This window comes from Sphingorhabdus sp. (assembly GCF_044239045.1).
Classification (GTDB): Bacteria; Pseudomonadota; Alphaproteobacteria; order Sphingomonadales; family Sphingomonadaceae; genus Sphingorhabdus_B.
In genome coordinates, this window is record NZ_JBIICD010000005.1 from 102854 (window position 1) to 117672 (window position 14819).

The window sequence follows — 14819 nt, forward strand, 5'->3', positions numbered from 1 at the left end:
AGCCGACGGCACCAGGTGAACAGATGAGCCTGGTTCGAAACAGCATCACCATCGGCGGGCTGACTTTGGTCAGCCGCGTCTTGGGCCTCGTGCGCGACATGTTGATGGCACGCTTTGTCGGCGCGGGTCTCGCGTCTGATGCCTTTCTGATCGCGTGGCGCTTACCCAATCTGTTCCGGGCACTTTTTGCCGAAGGTGCATTTGCCGCGGTATTCGTGCCGTTATTTAACAAGAAAATGACCGAGGCCGAACGCGCGAAGGCGGACCAGGGCCTGATTGCCGCGCGCAATTTTGCAAGCCAAGTGCTATCGGTGCTGTTCCCGTTTCTGGTGCTCTTCACGGCCCTCATGATGCTGGCCGCTGGCCCTATTGTCTGGGCCATGACGGGCGGCTTTCCCGATGGCGGGCCAGAGAAGTTCGCGCTGGCACGGCATTTAACGATTATCACTTTCCCGTATCTGGCGCTGATCTCGCTCGTATCATTGCTTGGCGGGATATTGAATTCGCTGAACCGATTCTGGGTCAATGCCGCCGCGCCGATTTTGCTGAACATCTCCATGATTATCGCGCTGATATTCTTCCGCGGCGATACTGAAGTTGAAACGGCGGTCACGCAAGCGGTCGCGGTAACGGTATCGGGCGCACTGCAATTGCTTTGGCTCATATGGGCCTGTCACCGCGCTGGAGTTAACCTGAAGCTTAGTCTGCCGCGCCTCACGCCGGACGTGAAGCTGATGCTCGCCCTGATTGCACCCGCCGCAATTGGCCAAGGCGCGATCCAGTTCAATCTCTTGATTTCCACCTCGCTTGCGGCACGGTTCCTGCCCGAAGGCTCGGTGTCGTGGCTCTATTATGCGGACCGCCTGAACCAATTGCCATTGGGGCTGATTGGTATCGCCATCGGCACCGCTATTTTGCCGGCCCTATCTAGGCAGATTGCAGGCGCCGATAGCAAAGCGGCATCCGATACACAAAACCGAGCCGTCGAACTGGCCTTATTCTTTGCGATGCCCGCGACGGTCGCGTTGATTGTGTCGGCAATCCCGATTGTCCATGGCATATTCGAACATGGCGCCTTTACCGCGGCCGACACGCAAGGAACGGCGGCGGTGCTAATGGCATTTTCGGCAGGCGTTCCGGCTTATGTGCTCATCAAGGTGCTGACACCCGGCTTTTACGCGCGTAGCGACACCAAAACGCCTTTGCGCTTGGCCTTATGGTCCATGCTGGTCAACCTTGTCGGCAACCTTATCCTCATCTGGCCCTTAGCGCATATTGGCGTCGGCGTGGCGACGGCCATTGCCGCCTGGGTCAATGTCGCGTTGCTGTGGTTCACTTTACGCAAACGGGGCCATATCGCCGTTGATGCGCGCTTGAAGCAAAAGGCATGGCGCATCATTATGGCGGCGGTCATTATGGGTGTCGCGCTCTATTTCGGAAATGCACTTATCGAAGGCCAACTTGGCACCGGTCTGTGGCGGCGCGTTGCCGTTCTGGTTAGTTTGGTAACCGCTGGCGGCGCGGTCTATGCGCTGGCCATATTGCTGTTTGGGGCCTACCGGATCAGCGAACTTAAATCCCTTTTCCGCAGGCGTGCAACGACGCCCGCGGCTCCTGTAAGCGAGTAATATCTATGCGCGTCGTTTCCGGTATTCAGCCAACTGGCAACCTTCACCTCGGTAATTATCTGGGCGCGATCCGCAACTGGGTAAAGATGCAGGATGAAATGGAATGCCTGTATTTCCTTGCAGATTTGCACGCCATTTCGATGCCGCATGTGCCCGAGGAGTTGACCGCAAACACCCGCGAGATGGCGGCCGCGTTGCTCGCCTGCGGGCTGGATACCAATAAGGCAATCCTGTTCAATCAGGCGCAGGTCCCTGCCCATGCGGAGCTGCAATGGCTGCTGACGGGCACGGCCCGCATGGGGTGGTTGAACCGGATGACCCAGTTCAAGGATAAGTCGGGCAAGAATCGTGAAGGCGCGAGCATTGCGTTGTTTACCTACCCCGTTTTGCAAGCCGCCGACGTTCTACTGTATCAGGCGACGCATGTTCCTGTGGGCGAAGACCAGAAGCAGCATTTGGAACTAGCCCGCGACATCGCGCAAAAATTCAACACCGATTTTGGCAAGGGCACGGAGATTTTTACCTTGCCCGACCCTATCATTCCCAAGGCCACCGCGCGCATCATGAGCTTGCGCGACGGTAGCGCCAAAATGTCCAAATCAGAGCCAAGCGATATGAGCCGCATCAACTTGATCGATGATGCCGACACGATTCTGAGCAAAATTAAGAAGGCGAAAACCGACCCAGAGCCCCTACCCTCGGAGGCAGATGGTCTTGAAGGTCGTCCAGAAGCCAAGAATCTGGTTGGCATCTACGCAGCCTTTGCAAACGAGACAGTGGAAGATACGCTGACACGTTTTGGCGGTCAGGGCTTTGGATCATTCAAGCCTGCGCTGGCAGAGATTGTGGTCGAACATCTGCGCCCCATTTCGGCACGCTTTAGTGCGCTCAAAGACGACCATGAACAGATTGACGCGGCCTTGGCCAAGGGCGCAGCGAAAGCGCGCGAATTGAGCGCACCTACATTAAAGGCAGCTTATGCTGCACTTGGCTTGCTGCGTTGATTAAAGTTATTTCGTTGTTCAACCGCAGTTCAGCGAAACTATTCTAATTTTTGCGGGTTAGTTACAAGTCGGCGCCTGGCCGCTTTTGAAGGGAATGCATGGATGAAAAAGGTCGCAACTTTTCTCGCTCCGTTGGCGCTGCTAGCTTTGGGTGCATGCGCAACACCCTTTAACGCCGACGTTTCGCGCTTTCAGGAACTGCCTGCGCCGCAGGGTCAGACCTTTGCGATCCGCGCGGCTAATCCCGCCAATGCAGGTGGCATCGAATTTGGCCAATATGCCGCATTGGTCGCCAATGAGCTTCAGGAAATCGGTTATGTGCCGGTATCGGGCGGAACTGCCGACATGACCGTATCGCTCGATTATGCTGTCGATGCAGGCAAGGAACGTAACATCGTTAGGCGTGACCCATTTTATGATCCTTATTGGGGTTTTGGTAGCGTCTATCGTCCCTATGTCGTCCGCACACGGTCCGGCGCACGCTATGTCGTCGGTTATTATGACCCGTTCCTCTACAGCGGCTTCAACCGGCCATATGATGTTGATAGCTTCACGGTGTATACTGCCAATCTGGATCTAAAAATTGACCGCAATGGCGACGGAAAACGCCTGTTCGAAGGCAAGGCAGAAGCCAAGTCGCGTTCGAACAAACTTCCCCATCTGGTGCCGAATCTGGTTGAAGCCATGTTCACAGGCTTCCCCGGCAATGGCGGTGAGACAGTACGGATTTCCGTCGCGCCCGAGGAAAAGCGCTAAACCCAACTCAGGCTGTGGCGTTTATACGCCGCAGCCGAGTTCGGTTTTTCCATAAGCCGCGCCTTCACCCCGTGTGGCGGCGATACCTGCGTAAAGATCCGTCCCCTTGAACAATCCATCACGTCCGATGGCAAAGCCTTGCGCGCGGAATACTTCAATCACCTTCGCTGGCGCATCATCGAAATATAAAGATTGCGATTCATAATGTTGGGCAAGGCCAGTCACCGACAATCCTTCGAACGATCGGCGTAGCCGGAGATATTTGCTTTTGCCTTCCACCGCCGCATAGGCCTTTTGACGGGCAGATTCACTGGCAAATTCCTTTGCCTCCAATGCCTGCCATTGCGCCCGTAGCTGCCCGCCGATCTTGGCAAATTCGGCACCTATTTCGCCGGAAAATGCACAGGTCTGAGGATTGAAACCAATGGCAATTGCCTTGCCCCCGATGCGCGCCAAGATAGACGGCGCGTCAGCAAGATATCCATAGCGACCATCCGCAAGCTTCACCTCAATGAAATTATCTGCCGTGGTTCCTACCAGCGTAACCTGTGCGCCCTCACGCAGGCGATCAAGCAAAGTGCTATCTGACAAGGTCGTAGCCCAGACATCGATAAATCCATCTGCAACCCACGGTTGATCATTGAGCGACTTTACCAGCACCGGCGGCTGAATTTGCGACAAATTGACCAAGGCGACGAAGCCATTGCCATCACTTAGCTCAAGCCACCCGCCATCGACACCTGAACCCGGCTGAATTATTCCAGTCACTTGCGAGCCATGGGGCAATTTGCCCAATATGGCACTGCCACTTATCGTCGGCTTATCGCGCAAGTTCGCGTCAGTCATGGCGAAAAATATCTGTGCTTCGGGGTTGGAAGCCTCTCCCGCTTCGGTTGCGGGCATGTCTGAACCACGCTTCAAATCGTCGGCAATGAAGAGCCAGAAATATAATGCGGCAACCGCCAGCAAGATGGCAACCGCAGAAAATGGCATCGACCATTGGCGACTCGCAGTCGCCTTTGGCGATTTTGGGGCAATTTTCGGCTTAAGCGCGCACCCACAACTGGCGCAGAAGGCCGCTCCATTGGCCGAAGTCGCTCCGCACGAAGCGCAAACCTGACGCATAATCATCCCTCCGACTCACGTCATGGAGATAAGCTCTGGAAAGCCTGTTGAAAAGGGGTGGAAATTTAGGCTTCGAGCTGACGGAGCAACGCGCGGACATCATTGTCCATGTCGCTGTCCTGCTGCCGCAGTCCCTCAACCAAGCGTACGGCGTGGATCACGGTGCTGTGATCACGTCCACCGAACTTGCGTCCAATTTCAGGGTAGCTGCGCGGCGTCATCACCTTGGCAAGGTACATGGCCACTTGGCGTGGGCGCACAACGGCACGCGCGCGGCGCTTCGAGGACATTTCGCTACGGTCGATGCGATAATATTCGCACACGGCGCGCTGAATTTCATCGATGGTGATGCGGCGACGGCACGCACTCAGTATATCCTTGAGCTGCTCTTCAGCCAATGTCCGCGTCACAGGCTTGCCTGTTAATTGGGCATAAGCGAGTAGCTTGTTCAAGCCACCTTCCAGTTCGCGGACATTGCGGCTGATCGTGCGGGCCAAAAACTCGACCACATCTTCACCCACTTGCGCCTCTGGCATGTTGGCGAGGCGCTGTTCTAGAATCAAACGGCGCAATTCCAGATCGGCGGGCTGAATGTCGGCAACAAGACCCATCGACAGACGCGACAATATGCGCTGGTCCACACCGTCCAGCGCTTGCGGTGCGCGGTCAGCGGAAACCACTAAGCGTTTGCCTGCGCCAATGATGGCATCGATGGTGTGCAGAAACTCTTCCTGCGTCGACACCTTGCCAATGATGAACTGGATATCGTCGATCAGCAGCACGTCAACGGCACGCAACCGTGCCTTGAACTCCATGACTTCCTTGCGCCGCATCGCGGTTACAAATTCCATCATGAATTTTTCGGCGGACATGTACAAAATCTGGGCGTCGGGATTTACCTCGGCATAAGCATGGCCGATGGCATGCATCAGGTGCGTTTTGCCTTGGCCCGTGGCGGCTTGCAGATAGAGCGGGTTGAACAAAGGCTTGTCTTTAGACGCAACGCGCTCTGCAGCGCTCAGCGCCAACACGTTGGTTTGGCCCTTCACGAAATTTGCGAATGTCATCCGCGGGTCAAGCGCCGACCGCGTGGCTTGTGCCTCGCTGGCTTCTTGCGCAACCGCGCGTTCTGCATTGGTGGACGCGCGGAGCAATTCCACACGTGGGGCACCGGGGCGTGTGCGAATTTTTAACTGCTTGACGCTGCTATTGGTGCTTGACCATGCCAAGCGCAAGCGGTCGGCGTAATGATCGGAGACCCAGCTTGCCGAAAAGTCAGAGGGCAACAAAAGCTCAAGCGTGCCAGTCAGGTCGCAATAGTCACCAAGGCTGATGGAACGAATCCATTGGCCATAAACCTGCGCACCCAAATCGCGACGCAAGCCGGAGGAGATATTATGCCAATCAGCGTCAAATCGGGCATGCGATGTAGACGCATCATGTCCACTGCCTGATAGACCGATTTTGCTGTGCGATACTGAATTGACTTCGGCCAACGTGCCTGCCCCCATTTTCCACCCCAACCAGTACTACAAAACCGCGCGCTATCTACCGAACACGGGACGAACGGAGGCTGGCCATGCATTTGTTACCAAATGCAGCCACGATACCTATTCATTCTCCATGTGAGGCATTGCCCGACTGTCGTCATGCGTTGCTGGAATGCATTTCTTAGACAGCAAAAAACGAGTCTATCAAGAGCAGCGCTGCAAAAAAAATGAAATAAATGGCATTGACTCGCCGGGACCCAAGCAAATGCGTTATCTATTTAATAAGTATATGATATTATGTGTTTTTTATCAAGAATTGGATTGAAGGCACCCCGAATCGCGGGAAATCCTTGCACTTCACATTTGTGACAATTGAAAAAGAAAAACCCGCCGTGTTTGCGGCGGGTTTTGAATGTTTAAAACCGGAAGGTCCGGCGTTATCAATATCGCTTAAGCGAGACCGCCGACCGCCTTTGTGAGGCGACCAAATTTGCGCGAAGCTGTGTTCTTGTGAAGGACGCCCTTGGATACGCCACGCGCCAGTTCAGGCTGCGCTGCGGCTAGTGCAGCGGAAGCCGCCGACTTGTCGCCAAGTTCAATCGCCGATTCGACCTTCTTGATGAAAGTACGGATGCGGCTGACGCGTGCGCCATTCACTTCAGTGCGACGCGCGTTGCGACGGATACGCTTTTTTGCTTGCGGCGTATTGGCCATTTTTGTCCTCGAATTTCAATATCTGAAGAGGCGTGCCCATGCGGTACGCCTGTTGAAGGAGCGGCCCTTAACCCTGCCTAACAGATTCGTCAACCGCATAATGCCGCCTCATCGCTGGCATTTCGGGCAGTAGAAGGTTGAACGTCCCGAATCAACACGCCGCAATATATCGATGCCGCAGACGCAAGCTTCGCCCTCGCGGCCATAGACACGCCAGTCTTTGGCAAAATAGCCAAGTTCCCCATCGGGTGCGGCAAAATCACGCAAAGTAGATCCGCCCGCGGCTATCGCGGCAGTGAGCACCTCTTTGATTGCGATGACCAATCGGGTCAGCCGCGCTTTGCTGATGCTTGCGGCGGCAGCCACTGGATCAATGCCTGCCATGTGCAGCGCCTCGCATACATAGATATTCCCCAAGCCCGCCACGACATTCTGATTGAGCAGCATAGCCTTGATCGGCGCTTTACGGCCGTGCAGTGCCTTTTGCAGAACAGACGCATCAAACGCATCCGACAGCGGCTCTGGACCCATTTTGGCAAAGAATCGATAATCGTCAATCTGTTGCGAATCGATAATATCCAGCGACCCGAAACGACGGTGATCGTTCAGTGCAACAACGCGTCCACTTGCGGTTTCCAGAATGAAATGGTCGTGCTTTTCAATCTCCAAAGGGTCAACGCGCCAGCGGCCGGACATCCCTAAATGAAATATCATGACGTCTTGCCGGTCGGTGTAGATCAATCCATATTTCGCCCGCCGCCCAAGCGTTTCGATGAGTGCACCCGTCAGCCGCTGGCGCAAATCCGGCGGAATCGGCCAGCGCAGGTCCGCACGGCGCGGTTCAGCGCGCACAATAAGCTCGCCTTCAAGAACCGACCGCAGGCCGGAGACAGTGGTTTCGACTTCGGGTAATTCGGGCATATGATTTTGCACCTAAGGGACAGGCCCACCTAACAGTCTTTGCGGCTGGCGCAACAATCGGCTAGAGGCAGCAGGATGAAGGACACCGTATCTTTTGGCTATGAGGAAGTTAGCCCCGCAGAAAAGACGCAGCGCGTTGGCGACGTCTTTTCCAACGTCGCGCGCAAATATGACATCATGAACGATGCGATGTCGGGCGGCCTGCACCGTTTATGGAAAGACAGCTTTGTGCGCCGCGTAAAGCCGCGCGCGGGCGAAGATATTCTCGACATGGCTGGTGGCACGGGCGACATTGCGTTCCGCATGGAAAAATCAGGCGCGCAGGTCACGGTCTCCGACATTAACGAAGACATGTTGGATGTCGGGATGGAGCGCGCCATGGAGCGCGGTATCGACAGCCTCATCTGGTCTCCACAAAATGCCGAGACACTGACCTTTCCCGATGCGCATTTTGATGCCTACACAATCGCCTTTGGCATCCGCAACGTCACAGACATTCCTAAGGCCTTGCGTGAGGCGCATCGTGTGCTGCGTTATGGTGGGCGTTTTTTCTGCCTGGAATTTTCCACAGTCGAATGGCCTGGTCTTGCGCAAATATATGACATTTACTCGGACAAATTGGTGCCAAAGCTGGGTAAAGCTATTGCAGGCGACGAAGACAGCTACCGTTATCTGGTCGAATCCATCCGTCGGTTCCCCGATATGCAAAATTTCAAACGCATGATTGGTGAGGCTGGCTTTGTGCAAACAAAGGTCGAACCCATATTGGGCGGTCTGGTCGCAATCCACAGCGGCTGGAAGGTTTAACCCCCCACCTCATGACTCGTCCTGTTACCCACATCATTCGTTTGCTCAAATGGGGCCGCATATTAGCGCGCCATGGGGCCCTTCGCGCTATTGAGGCAGATCGTAATACCCCGGCGCAAGTCAAGCGCCTATGCCGCATCGCGCGCTTTGGGACGATCCAACCAAAGGTGCCGGATTATGCCGGCGCATTTCGCGCGATTGGTCCCGCCGCCATTAAACTCGGGCAAACGCTGGCGACACGGCCGGACATTATTGGCGAAGAGGCAGCGCGTAATCTGCTCATGCTGCAAGACCAGTTACCGCCTGCGCCCTTTGACCAAGTCTATGCGCAGATCGACAACAGTCTGAATAAGCCAGCGGCAGCATTGTTTGAATATATCGACCCTGTGCCCGTTGGCGCGGCGTCCATTGCGCAGGTACACCGTGCCCGGACGAACGAGGGCAAGGACGTTGCGATCAAGGTGCTTCGCCCCGGTATTCGCGAACAGTTCGCCCGCGACATTGAAACCTATGAATGGGCAGCCGCGCATTTGGAGGCGCTTGGCGGCGAAGCGGCACGCTTGCGGCCGCAACTGGTTATCGCCAATTTGAAACGCTGGACCTTGCGCGAGCTCGATTTGCGGCGCGAGGCGGCAAGCGCGTCCGAACTGAAGGACGCAATGGTCGCCGTCGAAGGTTATAATATTCCAACCATCGATTGGGACCGAACATCGGGTCGCGTGCTGACGCTAGAATGGATCGACGGCGTCAAGATTTCCGATATCGATGCGCTCAAGGCGGCTGGCCACGACCTCAATAAATTGGCAGAAAAACTTGTCCTGACATTTTTGCGGCAAGCGATTTCGGAAGGCTTTTTCCACGCTGACATGCATCAGGGCAATTTGTTCGTCCGCGCCGACGGCACGATTGTCGCCATCGATTTTGGCATCATGGGCCGGATCAACCGCCAAGCACGCTTCTGGCTGGCGGAAATTCTCTACGGCCTGACCACCGGCAACTATAAGCGCGTCGCCGAAATCCATTTCGAGGCGCAATATGTGCCCAGCTATCACAATGTCGACGAATTCGCGACGGCGCTGCGTGCTGTGGGTGAGCCGACGCGCGGCAAGCCCGTCAGCGAATTATCGGTCGGGCAAATGCTCGACAGCCTTTTCGCGATCACCCGCGATTTCGATATGCAGACACAGCCGCATTTGTTGTTGCTGCAAAAAACGATGGTGATGGTTGAGGGCATTGCGACCTCATTAAACCCAAGCATCAACATGTGGAACGTCGCCGCGCCTTATGTGGGCGAATGGATACGTGGCGAGTTGGGGCCAGAAGCCATGCTCGCCGACGGATTGCGCAAGCAAGCCGATACGCTAAAAATGATCCCCGACCTTATCCGCCGTTTGGATGAACAACTCCCCCGTAAAGGCGGCGCGCCCGAACCGCCCCCCTTACCGACCGTCCAACTTATTTGGGAACGTAAGGGCGCGCGTAATACTGGGCGCTATTTATTCGTCGCGGCATTGGCGGGTGCCTTGGGCGCAACTGGCATGTGGGCGATGGGGTTAAGCTAATGTCTACCAAACGCATTCTGTTAATCGTCACTGGCGGCATCGCGGCCTATAAGTCGCTTGAGCTTGTCCGCTTGCTTAAGCGGCAGGGGCTATCCGTGCGCGCGGTCATGACGCAAAGCGCGACGGAGTTTGTCACGCCCTTGTCCATGTCAGTCATGACCGAAGACCAAGTATATGGTCATATGTTCGACCTGAAGGAAGAGAGCGAGATTGGGCATATCCAGTTGAGCCGACAGGCCGACTTGGTCGTCATCTGCCCCGCCACCGCCAACATATTGGCAAAAATGGCGGCGGGCATATCCGACGACCTTGCTACCACCATTTTGCTGGCGACAGACAAGCCAGTGCTTGCCGTTCCGGCGATGAATGTCCGCATGTGGGACCATCCAGCAACCCAGAGAAATTTGGCGCAATTGCGCAACGATGGCGTCCACATCATGGATCCTGATGAAGGCGCGATGGCGTGCGGCGAATTTGGCCCCGGACGCTTGCCGGAGCCACCCGCCATTGCCGAGCAGATTTGCGCGATGCTGGGGCATGATTTCGATGTAACGCTGGCATCGGGCCGTTCTCCAACTACGGTCCCAAGTGGTGCGGCGCTCACGGCGCAGCAAAACCGTCCCTTGTCTGGCCAACGCATCCTTGTAACCGCTGGTCCAACGCATGAGGCGATTGACCCTGTGCGCTACATCGCCAACCGTTCTTCAGGGCGTCAGGGCTTTGCCATCGCCGCCGCAGCCGCAGATCTTGGCGCTGAGGTCACGCTCATTGCTGGTCCCGTGCATCTGGCGACACCGCCTGGCGTTGCGCGCATTGATGTGGAAACTGCGCGCGAAATGCAGGCAGAGGTGGAAAAGGCCTTGCCCGTAGACGCCGCCATCTTGGTCGCTGCCGTCGCTGATTGGCGCGCGGCGCAAGCGCCTGAACAAAAAATCAAGAAAGACGGCGGCACTATTCCTGCGCTGAGCCTAACGGAAAATCCCGATATCCTAGCCAGCCTAGCTGCGCATGCACATCGTCCAAAGCTGCTGATTGGCTTTGCGGCCGAGACCGAGAAGATTGTCGAGCATGCACAGGCAAAGCTTACCAAAAAAGGGTGCGATTGGATTGTCGCCAATGACGTATCTGGCGACGTAATGGGCGGCGCAAATAACGCCTTTCATATCGTGACCAAGGACGGCGTGGATAGCTGGCCCGAAAGCGCCAAGGACGTGATTGCCCGTAAATTAATGGAGAAGGTGGCCGATGCCCTCGCAAAAGGTTGATATCCGCGTCAAGCGACTGGATCATGGCGCTGGCCTGCCGATGCCCGCATATGCGACATCAGGCGCGGCGGGCATGGATATTAGCGCGGCCGAAAGCCTGACCTTGCGCGCTGGCAAACGCCACGCGGTTGCAACTGGCTTCGCCTTTGCCATTCCTGATGGCTATGAAGTGCAAGTGCGTCCGCGCTCTGGTCTTGCGCTGAAACATGGTATTACCTGCCTCAACACCCCCGGCACCATCGACAGCGATTATCGCGGCGAAGTGAAGGTCATTCTCGCCAATTTGGGTGACGAAGATTTCGTAATCAACACAGGCGACCGGATCGCACAGCTTGTTGTGGCACCGGTCACGCAAGGAATAATGGTCGAAGCTGAAGCGCTCGACGATACGGAGCGGGGCACCGGAGGCTTTGGTTCCACTGGCGTATGACGCTCAAGGATCAACAGCTTGACCGTTACGCCCGGCATATTGTGCTGCGCGATATTGGCGGCGCGGGTCAGTCCAAATTGCTGTCGAGCCATGTGCTGTTGATTGGGGCGGGCGGCATTGGTTGCCCTGCGATTCAATATCTGGCGGCAGCGGGCGTCGGGACGATTAGCGTGGTTGATGATGACATTGTGTCCTTGTCCAACCTCCAACGGCAAATTCTGTATAGTGAAAGCGACATTGGCTCGGCAAAAGTCGATGCCGCTGGCGCCGCCGTCGCGCAGTTGAACCTTGATGTGACATTCCATGGCCTTAAGCAGCGGATTGACCGCTCCACCTCTGTGGACATTCTAACGGGCGTCGATGTCGTCATCGACGGTTGCGATAATTTCGCCACGCGCTTGATTGTCAACGACCTCTGCCTTGCCGCTAAAGTGCCGTTGGTCAGCGCCGCGATTGGCCAGTTTCATGGCCAGATTGGCACCTTTACCGGATGGCAAGATGACGCGCCTTGCTATCGCTGCTTTGTCGGCGACGCGCATGACCCTGATGAGTGCGATGACTGCGCCACGCAAGGTGTTCTGGGGGCCATGTGCGGACTGATGGGATCCTTTGCCGCGATGGAGGCCATTCGTGCGCTGACGGGTTTTGGAGAGCCCCAAAAGGGCAGGCTGCATTTGTTCGACGGCATGGCCCCGGCGATGCGGTCGATCCGCCTGCCGAAAGACGCTGCTTGCAAGAGCTGCGGCGACTTAACTACCTAAAATTTCTTCCACCCACGCCGGCACCACTAATGTTGCGGGGCCGTGCCGCGATTCTTCGAACCAAGATGCGCCATGCGACGGTTCAAGGTTCAGTTCCAATGTTTGTATGCCCTTTTGCCGCGCCTCGCGCACAAGGCCAGCGGCCGGATAGACCGCGCCAGAGGTACCAATGCTGACGAACAAATCCGCGTGATCCAGTGCGTGGTAAATTTCGTCCATCCGATACGGCATTTCCCCAAACCAGACGATGTCCGGCCGCAACTGCCCCGCCACGCCACATGCCGGACAGGCTGGCCGGTCGATTAACGTTGCGCGCCACTTGTGGCGTGCATCGCAGGCATTGCACCAAGCGTTCAAATGCTCGCCATGCATATGCAGCAGGCGCTGCACCCCTGCCCGTTCGTGCAAATCATCCACATTTTGCGTCACCAGCAGCAGATTGCCCGACCATGCCGCATCCAGCCGCGCGAGCGCATAATGCGCGGCATTTGGTTCCACCTGTTGAATATGTTCGCGGCGCATATCGTAAAAGCGCAATACAAGGTCGGGGTCACGCGCAAAGGCCTCGGGCGTAGCCACATCTTCTACCTTATGCTGCTCCCAAAGGCCCCCTGCGCTGCGAAAGGTATCAATCCCGCTCTCGGCACTGACGCCAGCGCCCGTTAGGATGACGATGTTTTTGATGTCTTGCCCCACATGCTTTCCTTCAACGTCACCCAAAACTTGTTTCAGTTGCCTAATATAGTAAGACCCAGACATTAGGTCAGGGCAAGTGATATGAAAATTGGAATAATTGGCAGCCAAGGCCGCATGGGTCAGGCTTTGGTCGATGCGATTGTCGCAGACGGCTATACACATGCAGGCGGCGTGGACATGGGTGGCGATCTCGCCGCATTGATTGCCGCCTCCGACGTGCTCGTCGATTTTTCGAGCCCACATGCGGTGGAAGCTAATCTCGACGCGTGCGTGGCGGCGGGTATGCCCATCGTGATTGGCACGACCGGGTTGGAAGAGCGCCACCACTTCCTCATCGACGATGCCGCGCGCGATATTGCTATTTTGCAGACTGGCAACACCTCCTTGGGCGTGAATATGCTTGCCGCCTTGGTGGAACAAGCCGCGCGCCAGTTGGGCGCGGATTGGGACATCGAGATTCTGGAAATGCACCACAGGCACAAGGTCGACGCGCCATCGGGCACAGCACTCCTGCTAGGCGAAGCCGCCGCAAAGGGCCGCGCGATCAATTTGAAAGATCATAGCGAACGGGGCCGCGACGGGATTACCGGCGCACGCAAGGCGGGCGATATCGGCTTTGCCTCTTTACGCGGCGGCAGCGTGGCGGGCGACCACAGCGTCATCCTTGCATCCGACAATGAACGTATCGAGCTTGTCCATCGCGCCGAAAATCGCACGATATTCGCGCGCGGCGCGGTGAAAGCCGCGGTCTGGCTAAAGCAGCAAAAGCCCGGTCGGTATAATATGCAAGAGGTCCTTGGCCTTTGAAGAAAGCCGATTTATTCGAATTTTACCGGCGCTTGGCGGAGGCCAATCCCGACCCGGAAACCGAATTAGCTTATGGCAATGCTTATCAATTGCTTGTGGCCGTCACCTGCTCCGCGCAGTCAACTGATGTCGGGGTAAACAAGGCGACAAAGGCTTTGTTCGCAGAGGTGAAGACGCCTGCGCAAATGGTCGCGCTTGGGCTAGAGGGACTGAAAGCGCACATCAAAACCATTGGCCTGTTTAATAACAAGGCGAAGAACGTCATCGCATTGTCGGAAATCCTCGTGCGCGATCACGCAGGCGAAGTGCCCGCCGACCGCGATGCCTTGGAAGCTTTGCCCGGCGTGGGCCGTAAAACTGCCAATGTGGTGATGAACACGGCCTTTGGCGCAGAAACCTTCGCCGTCGACACCCATATCTTCCGCTTGGGCAATCGCACGGGCATTGCGCCTGGAAAAACCGTGGTCGCGGTCGAAAAAGCGTTGGAGAAAAGCACGCCAAAGCCGTTCCGCGTGGGCGCGCACCATTGGCTGATCTTACATGGCAGATATATCTGCAAGGCACGCACCCCCGAATGCTGGCGCTGCCCCGTCGCGGATTTGTGCCGCTTCAAACCCAAAACGCCCGTGCCCAAAATCAAGTCAGCGAAGGTCACTCCTTCGTCATCCTGAACTTGTTTCAGGATGACGAAGGAGTGACGCGATTACCGCACCGTGCCTGTCCGACCTTATTTCCCTGTCCAATTCCCGGGGCGCTTCTCAACAAACGCGGCCATGCCCTCTTTCTGATCTTCAGTGCCAAATAAGCCATGGAACAAGCGGCGTTCAAACACGACGCCTTGCTGCAACGTTGT

The 14819-nt window shown here is 56.3% G+C and carries 16 protein-coding genes and 1 pseudogene; 11 read left to right on the forward strand and 6 right to left on the reverse strand.

The window, feature by feature from the left end:
* Positions 1-23 precede the first annotated feature (23 nt).
* The 3 genes from murJ to ACILP4_RS03405 all read left to right on the forward strand — a co-directional run bounded on the left by murJ (position 24) and on the right by ACILP4_RS03405 (position 3388).
* Entirely contained in the window at positions 24-1628 is a 1605-nt protein-coding gene (murJ, locus tag ACILP4_RS03395; RefSeq protein ID WP_395619339.1) for a murein biosynthesis integral membrane protein MurJ, read from the forward strand.
* Between the two features lie 5 nt (positions 1629-1633).
* Positions 1634-2632, forward strand: a complete 999-nt coding sequence (gene trpS / locus ACILP4_RS03400) for a tryptophan--tRNA ligase (protein WP_395619340.1) — start codon at positions 1634-1636, stop codon at positions 2630-2632.
* Positions 2633-2734: 102 nt separating this feature from the next.
* Complete coding sequence (locus tag ACILP4_RS03405; protein ID WP_395619341.1) at positions 2735-3388, forward strand: DUF4136 domain-containing protein; 654 nt, start codon at positions 2735-2737, stop codon at positions 3386-3388.
* 21 nt (positions 3389-3409) lie between these two features.
* On the opposite strand, the gene ACILP4_RS03410 is transcribed toward ACILP4_RS03405, so the two are convergent.
* Positions 3410-4291: a hypothetical protein gene (locus ACILP4_RS03410; RefSeq protein WP_395619342.1), complete on the reverse strand. Its 882-nt coding sequence runs from the start codon at positions 4289-4291 to the stop codon at positions 3410-3412.
* Here ACILP4_RS03410 and ACILP4_RS03415 point away from each other — a divergent pair.
* Positions 4290-4508 carry a hypothetical protein gene (locus tag ACILP4_RS03415; protein ID WP_395619343.1) on the forward strand — a complete coding sequence of 73 codons (219 nt, stop codon included), beginning with the start codon at positions 4290-4292 and terminating at the stop codon, positions 4506-4508. The two genes, ACILP4_RS03410 and ACILP4_RS03415, sit on opposite strands and share 2 nt — an antisense overlap.
* Before the next feature lie 70 nt (positions 4509-4578).
* On the opposite strand, the gene dnaA is transcribed toward ACILP4_RS03415, so the two are convergent.
* The 3 genes from dnaA to mutM form a co-directional block, all read right to left on the reverse strand.
* A complete protein-coding gene (gene dnaA, locus ACILP4_RS03420) occupies positions 4579-6024 on the reverse strand; it encodes a chromosomal replication initiator protein DnaA (protein WP_395619344.1) in 1446 nt (481 codons plus the stop codon).
* Between the two features lie 429 nt (positions 6025-6453).
* Entirely contained in the window at positions 6454-6717 is a 264-nt protein-coding gene (gene rpsT, locus ACILP4_RS03425) for a 30S ribosomal protein S20 (RefSeq protein WP_395619345.1), read from the reverse strand.
* 108 nt (positions 6718-6825) lie between these two features.
* Positions 6826-7638, reverse strand: coding sequence for a bifunctional DNA-formamidopyrimidine glycosylase/DNA-(apurinic or apyrimidinic site) lyase (mutM, locus tag ACILP4_RS03430; RefSeq protein ID WP_395619346.1), 813 nt, complete (start codon positions 7636-7638; stop codon positions 6826-6828).
* A gap of 75 nt (positions 7639-7713) precedes the next feature.
* Between mutM and ACILP4_RS03435 the strand changes: the two genes are divergently transcribed.
* Genes ACILP4_RS03435 through ACILP4_RS03455 form a run of 5 tightly spaced genes read left to right on the forward strand, consistent with a single transcriptional unit; the run spans position 7714 to position 12463 of the window.
* Positions 7714-8445, forward strand: a complete 732-nt coding sequence (locus ACILP4_RS03435) for a class I SAM-dependent methyltransferase (protein ID WP_395619347.1) — start codon at positions 7714-7716, stop codon at positions 8443-8445.
* A gap of 11 nt (positions 8446-8456) precedes the next feature.
* Complete coding sequence (gene ubiB / locus ACILP4_RS03440) at positions 8457-10007, forward strand: 2-polyprenylphenol 6-hydroxylase (protein WP_395619348.1); 1551 nt, start codon at positions 8457-8459, stop codon at positions 10005-10007.
* The gene (locus ACILP4_RS03445; protein WP_395619349.1) at positions 10007-11272 is read left to right on the forward strand and encodes a bifunctional phosphopantothenoylcysteine decarboxylase/phosphopantothenate synthase; all 1266 of its coding nucleotides are present in this window, start codon (positions 10007-10009) and stop codon (positions 11270-11272) included. Before ubiB ends, ACILP4_RS03445 begins: the two co-directional genes overlap by 1 nt.
* Positions 11253-11702 (forward strand): dUTP diphosphatase, encoded by a 450-nt coding sequence (gene dut, locus ACILP4_RS03450; RefSeq protein WP_395619350.1) that lies wholly within the window; start codon positions 11253-11255, stop codon positions 11700-11702. Before ACILP4_RS03445 ends, dut begins: the two co-directional genes overlap by 20 nt.
* Positions 11699-12463 (forward strand): HesA/MoeB/ThiF family protein, encoded by a 765-nt coding sequence (locus ACILP4_RS03455; RefSeq protein WP_395619351.1) that lies wholly within the window; start codon positions 11699-11701, stop codon positions 12461-12463. The genes dut and ACILP4_RS03455 overlap by 4 nt, the downstream gene beginning before the upstream one ends.
* Here ACILP4_RS03455 and ACILP4_RS03460 read toward each other — a convergent pair.
* Complete coding sequence (locus ACILP4_RS03460) at positions 12452-13159, reverse strand: NAD-dependent deacylase (protein WP_395619352.1); 708 nt, start codon at positions 13157-13159, stop codon at positions 12452-12454. The genes ACILP4_RS03455 and ACILP4_RS03460 overlap by 12 nt on opposite strands.
* A gap of 81 nt (positions 13160-13240) precedes the next feature.
* Between ACILP4_RS03460 and dapB the strand changes: the two genes are divergently transcribed.
* Positions 13241-13966 (forward strand): 4-hydroxy-tetrahydrodipicolinate reductase, encoded by a 726-nt coding sequence (gene dapB / locus ACILP4_RS03465; RefSeq protein WP_395619353.1) that lies wholly within the window; start codon positions 13241-13243, stop codon positions 13964-13966.
* The gene (gene nth, locus ACILP4_RS03470) at positions 13963-14637 is read left to right on the forward strand and encodes an endonuclease III (RefSeq protein ID WP_395619354.1); all 675 of its coding nucleotides are present in this window, start codon (positions 13963-13965) and stop codon (positions 14635-14637) included. The genes dapB and nth overlap by 4 nt, the downstream gene beginning before the upstream one ends.
* Positions 14638-14693: 56 nt before the next feature.
* Here nth and ACILP4_RS03475 read toward each other — a convergent pair.
* A pseudogene (locus tag ACILP4_RS03475) lies at positions 14694-14819 on the reverse strand (enoyl-CoA hydratase); the annotation flags it as partial.